This window comes from Pseudomonas sp. CCI1.1 (assembly GCF_034348165.1).
Classification (GTDB): Bacteria; Pseudomonadota; Gammaproteobacteria; order Pseudomonadales; family Pseudomonadaceae; genus Aquipseudomonas; species Aquipseudomonas paracarnis.
On the sequence record NZ_CP133780.1, the window covers coordinates 3,909,157 to 3,926,273 of the forward strand.

A 17,117-nucleotide genomic window follows, 5' to 3' on the forward strand; every position below is an offset into this window, starting at 1 on the left:
AGATAATGCGCATTGGCCAACTTGCACAGCTGGCGGGGGTGGACATTCAGACGATCCGTTTTTATGAACGCCAGGGACTGCTTCCCCCTCCTAACCGCCAGGACAACGGCTATCGAACCTATAAAGCAGACCATGCGGAAAGACTGCTGTTCATTCGCCGATGCCGCTCTTTTGGCATGTCACTGGAAGAAATTGGTGTTTTGCAGAGCTATCAGGAACAGCCGCAGCAACCCTGCACGGCGATCAATGCGCTCCTTGATACACATATCACCCAGGTAAGGGCTCAGATCGCATCCCTGCACGCCCTCGAAAACCAGTTGGTGACGTTGCGGAGCTGCTGCGATAACGAACGACAAAGCCTGGACTGCGGAATACTTTCGGGCCTGCTGGAGGGCGACAAAACTCTTTCGTAATTCACGGCTTAAAGTCATTTTCGCGGCGCCTCAATCCATAGCGCTTGACCCTATAGCGGCTATAGGGTGTTCACTTGCCCATCTGCTGCGTAAGTGAGATCCAGATGAATACCGCCCTTCGCATTGCCATCGATGAGGCCTTCTTTCGGGCAAGGAAAGCACTCGATGCGCCAACCGAGGCTTTCCCTTGGCTGGAACGAGTCCACCATTTTGAGCCAGCGACTGCCTGTTCTTCATGCTCAGAGTCATTGGCTGATGCTGAGGGCTGGCTGGCAGTTGCGCGACTTTCGGGAGATGCTCAGCCAAATACCGCGAATCATGGCGGCCCTGCTGTTCTCAAAGATCTGGGTGCCGCTCGGTAACACCGGGCGCGCCAGGGTCAGTGCTTTCGCGCCAATGCCCCTCTCACAGGAGTTGCAGCGACTTCTTGAAGGAGAGACGCGATGAGTTCGTCTCCTAAAAGGTCGCCTTTCGTTGCTCCATGGTTTTGGTGGACGCTATCGCTGGGCATTGCCTCGGCCGATCAAGCGTTCAAGACTGCAACTGAGGGCTCACTCCCAGTTGGCACCGTAATTCCTCTCGCCCCGTTCTTCAATCTGGTTCATTTCTGGAATACCGGTGCAGCGTTCAGCTTCCTGGCTGATGCAGGTGGTTGGCAGCGTTATTTTTTCATCGTCATCGCCTTGGTCGTTTCGATGGTGCTGGCTCTGATATTGCGTAAACCCAGAGCCAACAGCGAAGCCTTGGGCTATAGCCTCATCTTGGGCGGGGCAGTTGGGAATCTGATTGATCGCGCATTTCGAGGCCATGTAATCGACTACCTGAATTTTTACTGGCAGTCCTGGCATTGGCCTGCGTTTAACTTGGCGGACATCGGCATCGTGGTCGGTGCCACCACATTGGTCCTGAGCAGTGTGCTGAGTCCAAACGCAGAACTGGACCGGGGCAGATAATGCGAAGTTCAGATGCCGGAGAAGTGGCTCGTTGGTCAGGCCATGTGTGGGTCGGCCCCGGTATCGGTGTCTTTTTCGGCTATGCCGGCCACCAGGATTGGCACCGCCATCAAGCGCATCAAATTGCAGTAGGGCTCGACGCTGCGATAACGGTTGAAGCCCCGTTGGACAGGCTGTCAGGGAATGCCATCTTCATTCCGGCAGGCTTGAAGCACCGGCTCAGTGCCGGGCATGTCCTGTCGATCTACCTGGATGTGTTGTCCGATGAGGCCCGAACCTTGCAGGTGAGTGAAACCGCGAGGCTGATGGAGATCCTCCCGGCCGACGTTGCGGCGACCGTTGAGGCTTTGAGCACATCGGGGCATTCGGCAGTCCAGTTGCGAATGCAGGTACGGCAACTGCTGCGGCTTCCTGATCCGCCGATCTGTGATCCTCGCTTGACCAGAATCACCACGGCTCTGCGTGAAGGCCAAATGGGGCGTGAGGCAATGGCTGCGTTGGTGCATTTGTCTCCCACGCGCTTTTCCCATTGGTTTGTAGAGCAAACCGGCCTGCCGTTGCGCAGCTACGTCAAATGGCTGCGCCTCACCCAAGCCCTGCAACACCTGGCCAAAGGGGTACGGTTGACCGAGGCCGCTCATGCGGCGGGCTTTTCCGACTCCGCGCATTTCTCCCGAACATTCAGAGCGCTGCTGGGCATCGATCCGTCCTCCGCCCTAGTTGAGGTCGAACTCCAAGAGTCTTAGCTCTTTCGTTCAAGTCGCACGTCGCTCTCTCCCTATACCGTGAAGGCTCTCTGCACAGGAGCTGAGTGATGCCTATTTCTCTACGATTCGCCCTACGCTGGTTAAGCTACCCGCTTGTGTTTGGTGGCAGCACCGCCTTCATGGTCTGGGCCTTGTACGCTGGAGTACCGTACTGGCCCACCAAACCCTTGGTTGCCGCAGTCGGTCTATTGGCTGTCGCAGGACTAGAGCGTGTCCAGCCGTTCCGGGAGGGCTGGCTGCACGATCACCAGGACACCCTGACGGACCTGGTGCACATGCTGGTAAATCTTTCCGTCATCCAATTCACCGCCGAAATCCTGGCCAGGCTGGGCGATGCCGTGCCGGCTGCAGTTCGTCTCTTCCCAGTTGAGAGCCCACTGTGGCTGCAACTGCTGCTGGTCGCCGCCGTGCTCGATCTGAGCCTTTACGGTATGCACCGAGTCAGTCACCACGTCCCCTGGCTGTGGCGCTTTCATATGATTCACCACAGCGCCGAGCGCTTGTACTGGATGAACGGGCAGCGGCGGCACCCGCTGCATGCCGCACTCATGGCCGGCCCTGGGTTGGTGGTGTTGTTTGCATCCGGCGCACCTTCAGTAGTAGTTGCCACTTGGTTCGGTATCCTGACCGTGCATCTGGCCTTCCAGCACTCGAACCTCGATTATCGGGTGGGTTGGCTGCGGTATGTTCTCGGAGTCGCCGAGATTCATCGCTGGCATCACAAGCGCGACTTTGAGGATGCCCAGGTGAACTTTGGTGAGTTTCTGATGGTGTGGGATCGGATCTTCGGCACCTTCTACGACAGCACTGGAACGCTGGGCGACGCCAATGTCGGCTTGCGTGAGAGGGACTACCCCAAGGGTTACCTTGGTCAGTTGGCCGAACCCTTTGGGCGAGGCCGAGCACGCACATAGCGTAGGGCCTCAACGATTCCTGCAACCTGTTGACTGTGTCATTGCAAAGTGAGCGTGCTCCGATCTGCTCGAAGCAGGGCAGTCAGTGGATACTTTGGACTCAACATCGCCTACCTGTCATTTGCAGCTAATGCTGGCTGGCGGCGATGGAATGCAGGTCGGCATGGATCAATGCAGGTTCATTCGCAGTTAATGCTGGTTCGCCGGGCCGGACAGTCGCAGTTAATCCTGGCCGAAAATCGCCTTGATTGCAGGTCGGGGTGTTTTCGTTTGCAGGTCGTTACAGCTAGGGGCTCACGTTGGGCAATAGAGCCTGATATTCCCCCTCATGCATTCCCGAATTGGCTGCTATCGACCCATAGCTGCCTCCAAAAGACCTTCGAGTTGCCGGTTGGGCTTCTGAAATTGTTGCGGAGCTATTCCAATGCGCGCAGAGGATGCCGGCGGCTATCCGGCTAGGACCTCGTCAGTCTTTCAGTCATAATAGTGGTCTCGGCCATTTATCGGTTGACTACGAAAACGCAAAGAGGGGTGGGCTGAAATGAGTATGCCGAGTGAACGCACCCGAAGTGTGATCCAGACAGAAGCGTTTTTGCGAGAGTTGTCAAAGAGCCCCCTCATTCCTGAGGAGTACCGTAATGAAGCGAAGCGCCTTCTAAGACATTACCCTGAGTCGTCGTTTGTCCTATTCGCCGGCAAGATGGATGACATTATTCAAGGTGCAGAACCCGGAGATCCTAGGCTCTGTACGTAAACCCAAGAAATACGATTTTCTGTAAAATACACCGCCATTAAAGCCAGGAGGCCAAGATGGCAAAGCGGTATGAACTCCCCGACGCAGCCTGGGATCTGGTTGCAGCTATCTTCACCAAAAATCAGCGCACCGGGCGCCCTCGGGCCGATGATCGCCTGATGCTAAACGGTATTCTCTGGGTGCTTTGCTCTGGCGCAGCCTGGCGAGACATGCCCGAACGATTCGGCCCTTGGTCAACGATCTATCAACGGTTCCGGGGATGGCGTGATTGCGGAGCTTTTGATCAGATGCTCAAGCGTCTTCATATCCGATTGAATGAGCAGGGTTTGATTGACTTGGAAACATGGATGATCGACTCCACTGCCGTACGAGCAACCCGGGCCTCATCAGGTGCCGGGAAAAAAGGGGATTTGAAGAACCGCAAGACCACGCGCTCGGGCGCAGCCGGGGTGGCCTGACGACCAAGATTCACATGCTGTGCGACGCCAATGGTGTGCCTCTGCGTTTCCTGTTGTCAGGCGGACAAGCCAGCGATATAGCCTATGCCCAACCGCTACTCGATCAGGCTTGCATACCCAGCCTGCGCGGTCGCCCACGCAAGCGTTGCCGCTGGTTGCTGGCTGACAAGGGTTACGACGCTGAAGCGCTGCGCCAGTATTGTGATCGTTATCGCATGCAGCCAGTCATTCCGTTGCGAAGCATGAAGCGCAAAACCAAGCCAGGATTGCCTCGACTTTTTGATCGCCCCAAATATCGGCAGCGCAACATCATCGAACGCATGTTTGGCTGGCTGAAGGAGAACCGTCGCATCGTGGCGCGCTTCGACAAGCTCGCAACAAGTTTTGCGGCGATGGTCTCATTGGCCTGCGCTATGCGGTGCTTGCGACAATACTTTACGTACAGAGCCTAGGTGGGAATTAGCCATCAGCGGTTATCACCCCATGTTCACTGCGGAGATAAAACTCTAGGCCAGTTCTTTGACAAGGTCTGCCGTTTGTAAGTAACCGTCCGGCCAACACGCTTCCTGATCCCGACGCCAAAGGCGATGGTGTCCACCTAATTTAAGTGGACACCATTTCTTGCCTTTTAAGCGGGTATTTCATGCAGCCACAACGCCGTTCCTATTCCAAATCCTTCAAGACGCAGGTCATTCAAGAGTGCTCTCAGCTCGGTGCCTCGATTGCCAACGTCGCGCTGAGCCACAGCCTTAACGCGAACCTCGTCTACAAGTGGATTCGGGTGCAAACGCAGCAAAGCAAGGGGCTGCAACCCGCTTTTGTTCCACTGCCCATGCAACTCGCCGGAGCAGAGTCGCAAGCTGCATCATCGAACATCTGCGTTGAAATCCAGCACCCGCGCGGCACCGTCAAAGTGAGTTGGCGAACCGACAGCGCGGCGGCCTGTGCGACCTTCCTTCGAGATATATTGCGATGATCCGTATTGATGCCATTTGGGTCGCCACCGAGCCCATGGACATGCGCGCCGGCACTGACACCGCGCTGGCGCAGGTGGTGGCCGTGTTCGGTGCGGCGCAGCCGCACTGTGCTTATCTGTTTGCCAACCGCCGCGCCAATCGCATGAAAGTGCTGGTGCATGACGGATTGGGTATCTGGCTGGCGGCTCGCCCTAAGACCTGCGAGTAGTCGGCACCGATGTCTGTCGATGAATGATAATTGCAATTAAGTCTGTCGGAACCCGCTAACCTGTAGAAAGTAATCCTGGCTCCGCGATATTGGGAGCCATTACCGTTCTGCCCGGCTAGTTTCTCATCCTGCCGGTAGACACTTAGTAGTTCAGGAGGCCTTTGTGCGAGTTATCGATCGGCGAAAGGCCATGAGTATTCCGCCCATGTGGCGCCTTGCCTTTCGCCCGTTTTTTCTCGCTGGCAGCTTCTTTGCGATGCTCGCGATTCCGCTCTGGGTCGCCACCTGGACGGGCATCTGGCAGGGTTTTCAGCCAACCGGAGGCTGGCTATCCTGGCATCGCCACGAAATGCTGTTCGGCTTCGCCATGGCGATCGTCGCAGGTTTCCTGCTCACAGCGGGGCAGACCTGGACCGGGCAGCCCGGGGTTTCGGGCAAGAAGCTGATGGTGCTGGCCGGCGTCTGGCTGCTGGCACGTCTGGGCTGGCTGTTCGGCTTGCCCCTGGCTCTGATGATTCCGCTGGACCTGATGTTCATGTTCGGCTTAACCGGACTGATGGTGCGCATGCTCTGGGTCGTCAGGCAGAAACGCAACTATCCGATTATCGCCGTTCTCACCCTGATGATCTCCGCCAATGTAATGGTGCTCTGCGGGATTGCTCTAAGCGACGACGGTCTGCAGCGCCAAGGCACACTAGCCGGGCTTTGGCTGGTGGCAACGTTGATGGCAATTATTGGCGGACGCGTTATTCCCTTCTTCACTCAGCGCGGCTTGGGCCATACCACGGCTGTGAAACCCTTGGGCTGGCTGGACGTGGCGCTGCTGGTCGGTTCCGGTCTGATCGCGGTGCTCTACGCCGCAGGTGTCGCGTCGCAGCAAAACCTGCTGCTCGGTGTACTGTTCCTCGCCATTGCCGCCGGCCACCTGCTGCGGTTGGTGCGCTGGCACGACGCCGCTATCTGGCGTGTGCCGCTGCTTTGGTCATTGCACTTGGCGATGCTCTGGCTGGTGGTTGCGGCGGCAGGTCTGGCGCTGTGGAATTTCGGTCTGTTGGACAGTTCCAGCCCGTCGTTGCACGCACTATCGGTTGGCTCCATGAGCGGCCTGATCCTCGCGATGATCGCCCGCGTCACCCTCGGCCATACCGGGCGTTCTTTGGCGTTACCCAGTGGCATCATTGGCGCCTTCGTGCTGCTCAATCTCGGAGCCGCGTCGCGGGTGTTCCTCTCTGGCCAGTGGCCAATAATGGGCCTATGGTTAGCGGCGACCTGCTGGGCGGTGGCCTTCGCGCTTTACATCTGGCGGTATGCGCCGATGCTGGTCAGCGCGCGGGTCGATGGCAACCCAGGCTGACCCTTGCGCAACGGCATTTCCAAACGCCTCTGTACCACTTGACCCTAGAAAACGCTGCCCACAGACCCGGAGCGGGCAGCCTGCGGCCCGGCTGCGCATGATGGAAATGACGATGCAAAATCATTTTCAAGACCGCTTGACGACCTTCACCGAGGCAGCTCTGGACTCGGTCGGGCACTTGCGCGGCGCTCGCTCTACCGTCAGAAGCCTCTGGGTGTAGGCCAGCCACTCGTTCAAGTGCCCTGTCTGGTGAGTTCTCTACGAATGTGGCCGATCGCGCCCATGGGGTTGAGACCCTTCGGGCAAACCCAACTGCAATTGCCAATGCTTCTGCAGCGAAACACGCTAAATGGATCGCCGAGATTCGACAACCGCTCGGTCGCCGCGGTGTCGCGGCTATCCACGATGAAGCGCCAAGCCTGCAGCAGCCCCGCCGGGCCAATAAATTTCTCCGGGTTCCACCACCAAGAAGGGCACTGCGAGGAGCAGCAGCCGCAGAGGATACATTCGTAAAGGCCATCCAGCAGGGCACGCTCTGCTGGAGATTGCAGGCGTTCAGTACTTGGCGCGGGTTCTTCGTTGATTAGCCAAGGTTTGACCCGTTCGTACTGTTTGAAGAACAGACTCTGATCCACGACCAGATCGCGAATCACCGGCATTCCAGGCAACGGTCGGATAATCAGCTTGTTTGAACCGCCCAGTGCCTCCGAAACCGGGGTGATGCATGCCAGACGATTTTTACCGTTGATGTTCATGCCGTCCGAGCCGCAAACACCCTCGCGGCAGGAGCGACGGTAAGCAAGTGACTGATCGATTTCGCGCAAATGCTCCAATACATCCAGCACCATCCGCCCGCGAAATTCATCGGCCACCGACATTGATTGCATGTAGGGCGTGGAGTCCTGTTCTTCGTTATAGCGATACACCTGTATTACGAGCATAAATATTTCCTCGCGTTGCGGTGTGTTTAGGCCGATATCAGACGCTTGAGCCACTCCAGGAGAACGCCCGGCAGCAGTTCCGGTTTGGGCAGCAAGGCGTATTGCCGGGCGCCGAAGACTTTAGGCAGGTAGTTGGCGGCCTGGCGGTCGATGGTCAAGCAAAAGGGGTAGATGCCCTGCAACTTGGCTTCATTGACGGCCTGGCGCATGTCCTCGACGCCGTAACGGCCTTCGTAGTCGTCTACATCATTAGGTTTGCCATCGGAGAGCAGCAACAGCAGCCGGTGCGTGGCCGGCTCCTTCATCAGCAGGCCGCTGGCGTGACGAATCGCGGCGCCGACGCGGGTGTAGCGCTCCGGTTCGAGCCCAGCGATGCGCTGGCCGATTTCCTCGCTGTAGTGCTCGTCGAATGCCTTGATGCTGCGCAGCGTCACCATGCCCGGTCCTTCGCCGGAAAAGGTCTGCACGCTGTAGGGTTCGTCCAAGCCTTCGAGCGCCATGCACATCAGCAACAGGGCTTCGCGCTCGACGTCGATGATGCGACGGTTACTTGATAGCCAACCGTCGGTGGAGCCGCTGGCGTCGATTAGCAGCATGATGGCCATGTCACGCCGTGCGCTGCGCTGCGATTGGTAGACGGCCTGGGGCATGTCCAAGCCGGCACGCGCTTCACCCAAGGCGTCGATATAGGCGTCCAGATCCAACTCGTCGCCATCCAGTTGGCGGCGCAGACGTAGCCGGCGGGCGCGCAGCATCTCGAATTGGCGGCGAATGGCGTCAAGCATCGATCGATGGGTTTCCAGTGTTTGCGTGACCCACTGCGATGTTCCCAACGGGGCCGGCAAGAGATGAACTGTGGCGCCGGGGTTACGATAGCTGCCGCGCTTGTAGTCCCATTCGGGATAACTGAGCTGTTCGGCATGGCTTTCCGGCTCGTTGCTGGCTTGCAAGCTGCAGGCATCCGGCGGATCGTCGGAAATAAGAACTTCTTTCGGGCTGCCCGGGGTGCGAACCAGGCGCGCTTCGTTGAGCTCGGATAGCGAGTCGGCGTATTCCTCGGCCGGGGTGGCCTCGTTGCGGTCGGTGGGGCGTTGCATGCCCATCGGATCTTCCGCCTGCTCCAGCGGGGGAGACGGTTGCACCATCCAGATGCCATCCGGCTGCTCCTCGTCTTCGCCTTCCATCGCTTCGCGCACCTCGGGGCGGCGAGACAGGCGGGCGCCGTGCGGGCTGGTTGGCGCGGGGTCGGGTTCGCTGCAGTTGTCATTGTCGTGCGAGCCACTGTGGGGAGCCGAACGCAGGTCTCCCGTCCAGTGATCAAGCAGCAGGGGTTGCTTGCCCGGCTGCGCCGATAGCTGTCGGTCATTCAACGTGATTGCCAGGTGGCGCGCCTGAATCAGTGCGTCGTCGGGTGTGACGGGTGGATGCAATCCAGCGATGGGCTCGCCACAGCGCTGCTGCAATACTTGCCGAAGCAAGCGCTCCAACGGCTGACGGGATGGAGAGAACTGACTCAGCGCCGGCCTTTCGCTCAAGGCTTGCCGGCGCAATCCGTTCAGGGCATCGGCGATACCCGGCAGACGTTCAAGCAGCTGCAAGTCTGCGGCCCAGGCTTCGAGCAGCAGATAAAGACTGCGTTGCAGCGGTGTATCCAAGGCGTCGTGGAGCGTGGCGCTGCCACGCCAGGCACGCATCGCCTGTTGCAGAGCGAGGGTGCGATACCGCGGGAGCGCCTGTTGAAAATCCGCGATGCCCAAATGAGCAGGCAGCCAGATACGCACCCCGTCGGTGGCGGGCACGGCGGTTTGTCGATAGGGGCGTTCGACATGCTGAAAGAGTTTGGCCAGCAGTGTCGGCGGCGCCGGTGGCTGAGCGATGCGCAGCGGATAGCTGCAACCGAAGACCGCGTGAATTAACAGGTCGAGCCGCTCGGCCACATCCTCCAGAGCGATGGGTCTCGGCATATTGAGCGCGTTGCGTCGGCGTTGCCAGAGCCGTTGTACGTACACGGTGGCATGGCGGGCGACGTCGCTGATGACGTCTTCGGCTTCGGCCATCAGACGAAGGTCATGTCGACCAGATCATGCATGGCACCCACCAGTGTGGCATCGTCGGATAGCGGCGAAATCAGCGCGGCGTTGCAGGCTGTGCGCACCGGGATGCCGCTGGCGATCAGACGGGCGGTGGCGATCAGCAAGCGAGTGCTTGGTACTTCGGCGAGGCCACGATCATGCAATGCGCGCAACCGCTGGCACAGCGAGACAAGGGCGGTGGCGATGGCGTGGTCGGCGCCGCTCTCGCGCATTACGATGCGTGTCTCTCGCTCGGCGGAGGGAAAGTCGAAATCCAGCGCGACGAAGCGTTGCCGGGTGCTGGGTTTCAGATCCTTGAGCATGCGCTGATAACCAGGGTTGTAAGAGACCACCAGCTGGAAGCCGGCCGCAGCCTCGAGGGTTTCGCCGGTTTTGTCCAGCGGCAGAATGCGTCGGTGGTCAGTGAGCGGGTGGAGCACGACTATGGTGTCCTGGCGCGCCTCGACCACTTCGTCCAGGTAGCAGATAGCGCCTTCGCGCACCGCTCGGGTCAGCGGCCCGTCGACCCAGCGGGTGCCTTGGTTACCGATCAGAAAACGTCCGATCAGGTCACTGGCAGTCATGTCGTCGTGGCAGGAAATGGTCACCAGCGGACGGTCCAGGCGCCAAGCCATATGCTCTACGAAACGGGTCTTGCCGCAGCCGGTCGGGCCTTTGAGCATGACGGCCAACTGCCGTGCGTGGCATTGCTCGAAAAGCATCACTTCGTCGCCGCTGGCTTCGTACCAGGGCGCTTCATCGGCGTGTTTGGCGACCGGTCCGGAGCCGGCCATTCGCAGGTCGGTCACAAACCTGGCCTTGCGGCGCTGGTGGTGGTTATCGGCAGGGGTTCGCTGTCGCCCACGCTCAGGCGCGGCGGGAAGCGGAAGAAGTCGTAGATGAACATGCCAACGCCAAGGGCGAAGAGCGATCCGGTCGCTACCAGCATCAGGAAATGCACCTGGATCTTCAGCTGGGTATCGAGGTAACCCATGCCGAGGATGCGCTCCAGGTAGACCTGGCCGATTCCCGCCGTACCGAACGACAGGGTCATGCCAAACATCCCGGCCAGCTGCAACCAGAACGCCCAGTAGCCGAGGTTAGTGCCGTCCACATTCTCGCGGCGGGTGATCGAGGGCATGGCGTAGGTGATCATCGCCAGTACGATCATCACGTATGCGCCGTAGAAGGCCGCATGTCCGTGCATGGCGGTGATCAGGGTGCCGTGAGTCCACTTGTTGACGCTGGGAAAGGTATGCGCAAGGCCTAGCAGGCCGGCGCCGAACATCGTGAACAGCGCGCTCCCGATGGTCCAGTGCAGAGCCAGTTTGTTCGGGTGTGCAAGCCCGGAGCGGCGCATAGCGTAGTAGGCGTACATCGCCATGCCCACCAGTGCGACTGGCTCCAGCGCGCTGAATAAGCCACCGATCGGCAGCCAGTAAGTGGGTACGCCGATCCAATAATAGTGATGCGCGGTACCGATAATTCCAGCGATGAAAACCAAGCCGACGATCACATACAGCCACTTCTCCATCACCTCGCGATCGGCGCCGGAGAGACGGATCAGCAAGTAGGCAAGGAAGCCGCCCTGGATCATTTCCCATACGCCCTCGACCCAGAGATGGATGGTCCACCAACGGTAGTAGATCGACACCACATAATTCTCGTAATGCAGCAGGGCCGGCAAATAGAGCACTGCCGCGCTACCCAAGCCGAGCAGTAACACGCCCTCGGTGGTGGTGAAGCGGCCGGATTTCTTGATCGTCATGCCGATGTTGTAGAGGAAGATCAGCATGCAGATAACAATAACGATCTTGTGCGGTAACGGCTGCTCGAGCAGTTTGTTCCCGGTACCATAACCGAACAGATAACCGATGACGGCAGTGACACCCATTACTGTCCACAAACCGAGCTGGATGTAGGCGAGTTTGGTGCTGTACAGCTCAGTGCGCGATTCGTCCGGTACCATCCAGTAGGTTGCGCCCATGAAGCCGGTCAGTACCCAAACGATCAGCAAGTTGGTGTGAATCGTCTTGGTGACGTCAAATGGCAAGATGTTTAGCAACGGATCCGGACCCAGATACTTGGCTGCCGAGAGCAGTCCGAACACCAGTTGCAATCCAAAAAGTACCATTGCGATGGCAAAGTACCAGTAAGCGACCGACTGTGATTTATAACGCATTGCCCACCCCTGAAAAATAATGTCCGGTCAAATCGTCGACAGCTCTAACACGACCTTGTTATTTAAACGTCGCCAGGTAGGCGGCCAGTTGGTCGATCTGCTCGTCGGTCAGAGACTCGGCGTAGTTGTTCGGCATGAATGAAGTACCGCCTGCTGAGTACATTTCGCCAGGGTGCAGATAGGCACTGGGTTTGGTGATCGACTCGCGGATATAGGCTTCCACGCTGTCGGCGCTCCCCGCATATTCCGGGGAGGCTATGGTTTCTTGCGCGCGGGTAGCAATCCCGGCCAGTGTTGGGCCGGCGAGGTTCACGCCGGGGGCGATCGAATGACAGGCGTTGCAGACTGGCGTGGCGGTGCCGAACAGCGCTTCGCCAAGAGCTATCGGGTCATCGCTACCACTGACCGGACGGGCGCCGGGTGGCATGGGGTCGGTGGTTCTGCCGGGCCCTGAAGCATCCTGCTGCGCGACTGTGAGAGTAGTGCCTGGAATAGATGACCCGGTTACCAAGATTGGGCGCGGAGGCCAGCCTTGGTTGTCGACATTGGCGACCCAGTCGAAAAAGGCGATCAGGTCCGAGATTTCCTGGTCGTTCAGATTTGGCTGGGGCATCAGCCGGCGATGCCGTTTCTCATCATAGAATTTTGACGGGTCTTTCAGGAACGCGGTCAGGTACGGCGCGCCGCGATGTTGAGAGATCTTTGTCAGATCCGGCGCGTAATAGGCACCTTCACCAAAGATGGTGTGGCAGTTGATGCAGTTATTCTCATGCCAGACATCCTTGCCGCGAGTAACGGCCGGCGTGATGTTCTCGGAATGTGTCAGTGCCGGGAATTGCCGGTGGGTGTCCAAGGTCATGCCCAGGAAAGCCACAGCAGCGATAGCTGTGGAGATCACAGCGAACAGGCGAGTTTGACGTTTGTTCATGGGATGCTCTCAGGGACGTGTTACACGCCGATACCGGTCCAGTAATAGATGCCGATGGCGCCGGCATAGACAGAGGCCACAAGCATGAGCGCGATGACCGCGAAACTGAGAATTCTGAAAGTCTTTTCCAACGCAGATCTCCTATTTCAGTGCGGTTAGCGGTGAATGGACGAAGCGTCGCTTTTCATTAGGCACAAGTGGGTGCAGTGGCCGTATCGGTGCCTTGCCGCGCTGATCGTTCGCGTGTTGAAGATAGACTATCGGTCCGGCAGTCGAAAGATAGTCACCAGAACGATCGCGTCGGTAAGAGCGTGCAAGGCATGCTCCGCCCCACCTTCGACGTACATCAGATCGCTTTCGCTCATCGTCTGCCAGACCCCACCTGCCCGGACTTCGACCGAACCCTGATGACAGTAAAGCGTGATAGGACCAGCGACAGCGTGAGGCGGAAGCTCTTTGCCAGCTTTCAGAATCAAACGCATTAGCTCGATCTCTGGGCTGCTGACGAGCGCTTGGGAGATCGGGGCCTGCGATGAGTCGACTGAGCTGAGCAGACTGACCACCTCAGCCGATTTGGCATGTTTTAAAGCCACGTTTATATCCCATTGTTATAGGAGGGTAGTCGCTGATCAGGCCTATAGCCACAACCGAAACGATTCAGGCTACTTTCTACGATCAATGTCAAAGCCCTACGGCCGATAGTAGGACGACTTCACCAGGGTGTATACCTAATACCGTCTAATCGCTCGGGTAATTGTCGTCCATATATGGGTGCCTTTTGGCATGATCGAATGATGGCCGAGCAAATGCTCCAGTTCTGGTAGTATCGATGTAGAAGGAACAGAAAATAATGACCGTGAAACATGCCGATTCTTTTGGTTGCAAAATCATCTCGATAACGAGTCGCCCTTTTTCTTTGCCTTTCACAAATCGTGTAACGCTAAAAAAGCAATTAGCCATGACGGTGCTTATTGAGCGATTTGGCGTCGGTGTGCATGGGTTTCCTGAGCATCTGGCCATCGATGAGGGCAACGCTCACTAACATGTCGCTTGGATTCATATACCCCGATAAAGACCGAGTCTGCGCAATACCCCCAGCCCTGCAAGGGGAGTTGGCGGAACGCTTACGTTTGTAATGCAGACGCGCTTGCCAAGACTCTTGTTGTCTTTGTCGGTCCCGACAGGGGATGTCGTGTGGAGCTCAAGCATCGAATGCCCACCGCCTCGACTGGGGTCAGCGCGTCACAGTGCGGCCACGACTGTCAGCTTTTGGCCGGCAGACTGTTGCGGATGAGTAAGATCTTGATGAAGTTTTAAAGCGAATGCCTCGCAGACGTAGCTACCTGCCGGGACGTTGACCTGCAACAGAAACGGATCCTGTCAGTGCAGTGATTCAGTGGGTAACGGCTGGAAGCTGGCTCAACAGACGGGCTAGATCGTGCCAGGGTGCAGACCGTACCCGGTAGCCGCACAAGCGGTCAAATGATCAAAGGGTTCATGCGCCAGGCTGATCGACTGTGTCGCCTGGCACTGGGTGCAGATCACGAAATTTCCCATAAGGCTCCATCGCTCCGCTCAGCCAATTTGCCGCTCACAGAGCAGCGATCAAGCGCCACGCAATGCGTGAATACCGCGTCCTTCGTCATGCAAGAGCTCCTTGCAGGGGATGAGGCGAACTTACCGGTTCATTCCCTTGAGCCCAGCAGGCGGATGACAGTCGGCTGTAAATCTGCCGACTAAACTTCTACCTGGAACACCCGGATGCCTGCCGCCTCGGCAAAGCGCCCACCGCCGTCAGGCTCGCCCGTGTGCGCAGCGCTTCGCGGCGTGAGCGCACGGGCAGCCAGCGACTTCCGGCCCCGCCCAGACGGACGGCCAACATCCACTTCTCGTCATGACGATTGACCAGTACATCGCGCACCGCACCGCCCTCGAGCATGGCGCGCAGCGCGTCTTCGTGGATACCTTGGCGCATGATTACGCATGCTTCCTGATCCGGTCTGTAAAGTCACTGACCTGCTCAGGTGACAGACAGTCCAAGTCACCGAAGCGCTCCAGATGCTGGATCATCGCTTCATGACTCCCCGGTTGACCGGCGACAATCCGTCGACAAGTTTTTTCAAGGATTAGCCGCGCCATTTGTGGGTTCTCGATGCTCGACGGATCGAACGCCAGCGCAATCGTGGTGGCCAGTTCACCCAAATCGGGGTCGATGCGTTGCAGTGCTCGCAAGGCGTTCAGTTGCCGGGCGGTGATCGGTAACGACACTAGCTTTCCTCCAGTCCATCGACCTGCCAACACCATGAGCACCGGTAAGGGTAGACCAGACTGCCGGGCTCTGGTTTTAAGCGAGCACAAAAAGCCCGCCGCAGCGAGCTCGTCTGTAGGGGGTGGTTTGACGAATGTCCCGTTATGCGCCCTTTGGCAGGCCTTCATTTTGGCTGAAGGCCTGAGCATCAGCCGCTGTGATCTCGCGGAGCACCTTACATGGGGTTTCCGACTGCCACCACGTTCGCGGGCAGAGAGCGTGTAACAACACTTCCTGATCCGATCACTACGTTGTCACCAATGCTCACGCCGGGAAGGATGGAAACACCGGCGCCGATCCATACGTTGTGACCAATGTGAATCGGGAATGCGTACTCTAGGCCTTCGTTTCTGCGGGCAGCATCAAGCGGGTGCCCCGCTGTATAAAGACCCACATTAGGGGCTATAAAAACATTGTCGCCAATCGTGACCTTGGCGCCATCGAGGATCACCAGATTGGTGTTAGCGTAAAAGTTTTTCCCAATTTCAATGTTGTAGCCGTAGTCACAGTAAAATGGACCTTCGATGGTGAAGCCATCATCAATTCGGGCGACGATGGCCTTTATGAGTTGGGTACGGGCTGCCGTGTCGCTGGGTCGGGTACTGTTCAATTCGAAAAGTTTGTCTTTGACCTCAGCTCGCTGCTTCAGCAATTCCATGTCGTGATTGGCGTTGTGAAGAAGCCCCGCCGCCGCTTTTTGCATCTCATTTATATTTTTCACCCGTGTAGTTCGATCAGGCTGCCAGGTACCAGTTAAACATATGGATCCGTTGGTCGAACCGCTACCTGCTCACTTCGAGCAGATGAGTTGATCTCCCTCAGACTAAAAACAAATCGGTCACGGCGCCCCCTGCTCATGCAGCTGGATGGGCATAGGCCCCGTCGGCATGGATTGCGTCATCCCGACTGCACCCGATGAAACCACGTAATAAGGACCGGTAGCCCTATACAAATCGCGGTTTCCATAGTGTTGCGACGTAATAAGGAAATCTGTAACACATTGATTCATATGTATAAAGCATCTTTCCTTTAATCAGTTGCTCTGCCTCGGTGCAGAACAATCTTCACCACTTGGAAGTCGTCGAAAGTGAGCGAAACTTGGTCGACTCCGCCAGATGCGAACGGCAGCAATCGACCCGTTAGCGACGGCCTGACTTCGACCGTCGCTATACATGGTCAAACCTCGGTCTGCTCTGCCATTTCCAAGGCGTCGTCGACCTCAATCCCAAGATATCGAACGGTGCTCTCCAGCTTCGTATGGCCAAGCAGAAGTTGAACGGCCCGCAAGTTCTTTGTCCTGCGATAGATCAGTGATGCCTTTGTACGTCTCATTGTGTGAGTGCCATACATGGCCGGATCAAGGCCAATGGCTTGCACCCAGCCTTTGACGATACGAGCGTATTGACGAGTGGATAGATGGTCTGAGGTGTGCAGCCTGCTCGGGAAAAGGCAGTCCTGGCTACGGAGCTGGGCTTGGTGTATCCAGGCCGCGAGAGCAGACCGTGTTTGCTCAGTAATTTCGAACTGCACTGGTCGCTTCGTTTTCTGCTGCATAACCATTGCTCGTGATGACACATGCTCGCCATGAGCAACGTCGCATACACGGAGCTTGGTTAAGTCGCAGGCTCGAAGCTTGCTGTCGATGGCCAGATCGAACAAAGCCAGATCCCGGGTTCGTTCTGCAAGCTGAAGCCTTACTCGGATGGCCCAGATATCTCTCAGCCGGAGCGGGGTTTTCTGTCCGACCAACTTTCCTTTGTTCCAGGGCCGGCGGGTGCAGGTAGCAGTGATGTTCATGGCAAGTCCTCCACATGTGGGAGGACAAGCATGGCTAGCCAGAGAAGTGGTCGCTAACCGGCCAGGAGCAGCCGCTCAGACGCGCCTACAA

At 57.7% G+C, this 17,117-nt stretch carries 20 protein-coding genes and 1 pseudogene; 11 read left to right on the forward strand and 10 right to left on the reverse strand.

Annotation, left to right across the window (positions count from 1 at the left end):
* Positions 1–5: 5 nt before the first annotated feature.
* The 10 genes and pseudogenes from cadR to RHM69_RS17685 all read left to right on the forward strand — a co-directional run bounded on the left by cadR (position 6) and on the right by RHM69_RS17685 (position 6,798).
* Positions 6–413, forward strand: coding sequence for a Cd(II)/Pb(II)-responsive transcriptional regulator (gene cadR / locus RHM69_RS17640; RefSeq protein WP_069553804.1), 408 nt, complete (start codon positions 6–8; stop codon positions 411–413).
* A 104-nt stretch (positions 414–517) separates the two neighbouring features.
* Positions 518–860: pseudogene (locus RHM69_RS17645) on the forward strand (DUF3703 domain-containing protein).
* Positions 857–1,366, forward strand: a complete 510-nt coding sequence (gene lspA / locus RHM69_RS17650; RefSeq protein ID WP_069553803.1) for a signal peptidase II — start codon at positions 857–859, stop codon at positions 1,364–1,366. Before RHM69_RS17645 ends, lspA begins: the two are co-directional and overlap by 4 nt.
* Positions 1,366–2,112, forward strand: a complete 747-nt coding sequence (locus RHM69_RS17655; RefSeq protein ID WP_069553802.1) for a helix-turn-helix transcriptional regulator — start codon at positions 1,366–1,368, stop codon at positions 2,110–2,112. Before lspA ends, RHM69_RS17655 begins: the two co-directional genes overlap by 1 nt.
* Positions 2,113–2,180: 68 nt before the next feature.
* Positions 2,181–3,047, forward strand: a complete 867-nt coding sequence (locus RHM69_RS17660) for a sterol desaturase family protein (RefSeq protein WP_069553801.1) — start codon at positions 2,181–2,183, stop codon at positions 3,045–3,047.
* A 547-nt stretch (positions 3,048–3,594) separates the two neighbouring features.
* Positions 3,595–3,801, forward strand: coding sequence for a BPSL0761 family protein (locus RHM69_RS17665; RefSeq protein WP_318533492.1), 207 nt, complete (start codon positions 3,595–3,597; stop codon positions 3,799–3,801).
* Between the two features lie 56 nt (positions 3,802–3,857).
* Positions 3,858–4,711, forward strand: a protein-coding gene (locus RHM69_RS17670) for an IS5 family transposase (protein ID WP_200600500.1) whose coding sequence is annotated in 2 segments (ribosomal slippage) — positions 3,858–4,199 and positions 4,202–4,711 — 852 coding nt in all. Because the reading frame shifts where the segments join, the coding sequence is not laid out codon by codon here.
* A 191-nt stretch (positions 4,712–4,902) separates the two neighbouring features.
* Complete coding sequence (gene tnpA / locus RHM69_RS17675; RefSeq protein WP_234452060.1) at positions 4,903–5,235, forward strand: IS66-like element accessory protein TnpA; 333 nt, start codon at positions 4,903–4,905, stop codon at positions 5,233–5,235.
* Positions 5,232–5,444, forward strand: a complete 213-nt coding sequence (gene tnpB / locus RHM69_RS17680; RefSeq protein ID WP_200600504.1) for an IS66 family insertion sequence element accessory protein TnpB — start codon at positions 5,232–5,234, stop codon at positions 5,442–5,444. The genes tnpA and tnpB overlap by 4 nt, the downstream gene beginning before the upstream one ends.
* 163 nt (positions 5,445–5,607) lie before the next feature.
* Positions 5,608–6,798 carry an NnrS family protein gene (locus tag RHM69_RS17685; RefSeq protein WP_200600506.1) on the forward strand — a complete coding sequence of 397 codons (1,191 nt, stop codon included), beginning with the start codon at positions 5,608–5,610 and terminating at the stop codon, positions 6,796–6,798.
* Between the two features lie 233 nt (positions 6,799–7,031).
* On the opposite strand, the gene RHM69_RS17690 is transcribed toward RHM69_RS17685, so the two are convergent.
* The 6 genes from RHM69_RS17690 to RHM69_RS31130 all read right to left on the reverse strand — a co-directional run bounded on the left by RHM69_RS17690 (position 7,032) and on the right by RHM69_RS31130 (position 13,403).
* Entirely contained in the window at positions 7,032–7,739 is a 708-nt protein-coding gene (locus tag RHM69_RS17690) for a succinate dehydrogenase iron-sulfur subunit (protein WP_200600508.1), read from the reverse strand.
* A gap of 26 nt (positions 7,740–7,765) precedes the next feature.
* Positions 7,766–9,796 (reverse strand): nitric oxide reductase activation protein NorD, encoded by a 2,031-nt coding sequence (locus RHM69_RS17695; protein WP_200600510.1) that lies wholly within the window; start codon positions 9,794–9,796, stop codon positions 7,766–7,768.
* The gene (locus tag RHM69_RS17700; RefSeq protein WP_200600546.1) at positions 9,796–10,605 is read right to left on the reverse strand and encodes a CbbQ/NirQ/NorQ/GpvN family protein; all 810 of its coding nucleotides are present in this window, start codon (positions 10,603–10,605) and stop codon (positions 9,796–9,798) included. Before RHM69_RS17700 ends, RHM69_RS17695 begins: the two co-directional genes overlap by 1 nt.
* Positions 10,606–10,616: 11 nt before the next feature.
* Positions 10,617–11,993, reverse strand: coding sequence for a cbb3-type cytochrome c oxidase subunit I (locus RHM69_RS17705; RefSeq protein ID WP_150580280.1), 1,377 nt, complete (start codon positions 11,991–11,993; stop codon positions 10,617–10,619).
* Positions 11,994–12,051: 58 nt separating this feature from the next.
* Entirely contained in the window at positions 12,052–12,921 is an 870-nt protein-coding gene (locus tag RHM69_RS17710) for a c-type cytochrome (RefSeq protein ID WP_200600512.1), read from the reverse strand.
* A gap of 257 nt (positions 12,922–13,178) precedes the next feature.
* Positions 13,179–13,403, reverse strand: coding sequence for a cupin domain-containing protein (locus RHM69_RS31130; RefSeq protein WP_323055222.1), 225 nt, complete (start codon positions 13,401–13,403; stop codon positions 13,179–13,181).
* 368 nt (positions 13,404–13,771) lie between these two features.
* On the opposite strand from RHM69_RS31130, the gene RHM69_RS17715 reads away from it, so the two are divergent.
* Positions 13,772–13,963, forward strand: a complete 192-nt coding sequence (locus RHM69_RS17715) for a hypothetical protein (protein WP_200600514.1) — start codon at positions 13,772–13,774, stop codon at positions 13,961–13,963.
* A 702-nt stretch (positions 13,964–14,665) separates the two neighbouring features.
* On the opposite strand, the gene RHM69_RS17720 is transcribed toward RHM69_RS17715, so the two are convergent.
* The 4 genes from RHM69_RS17720 to RHM69_RS17735 form a co-directional block, all read right to left on the reverse strand.
* Positions 14,666–14,896: a hypothetical protein gene (locus RHM69_RS17720; protein ID WP_412072138.1), complete on the reverse strand. Its 231-nt coding sequence runs from the start codon at positions 14,894–14,896 to the stop codon at positions 14,666–14,668.
* Positions 14,897–14,898: 2 nt separating this feature from the next.
* Positions 14,899–15,189: a hypothetical protein gene (locus RHM69_RS17725; protein ID WP_150580276.1), complete on the reverse strand. Its 291-nt coding sequence runs from the start codon at positions 15,187–15,189 to the stop codon at positions 14,899–14,901.
* A 215-nt stretch (positions 15,190–15,404) separates the two neighbouring features.
* Positions 15,405–15,950: a sugar O-acetyltransferase gene (locus tag RHM69_RS17730; protein ID WP_318533489.1), complete on the reverse strand. Its 546-nt coding sequence runs from the start codon at positions 15,948–15,950 to the stop codon at positions 15,405–15,407.
* Positions 15,951–16,405: 455 nt separating this feature from the next.
* A complete protein-coding gene (locus RHM69_RS17735) occupies positions 16,406–17,026 on the reverse strand; it encodes a tyrosine-type recombinase/integrase (protein ID WP_003152807.1) in 621 nt (206 codons plus the stop codon).
* Positions 17,027–17,117: the final 91 nt, after the last annotated feature.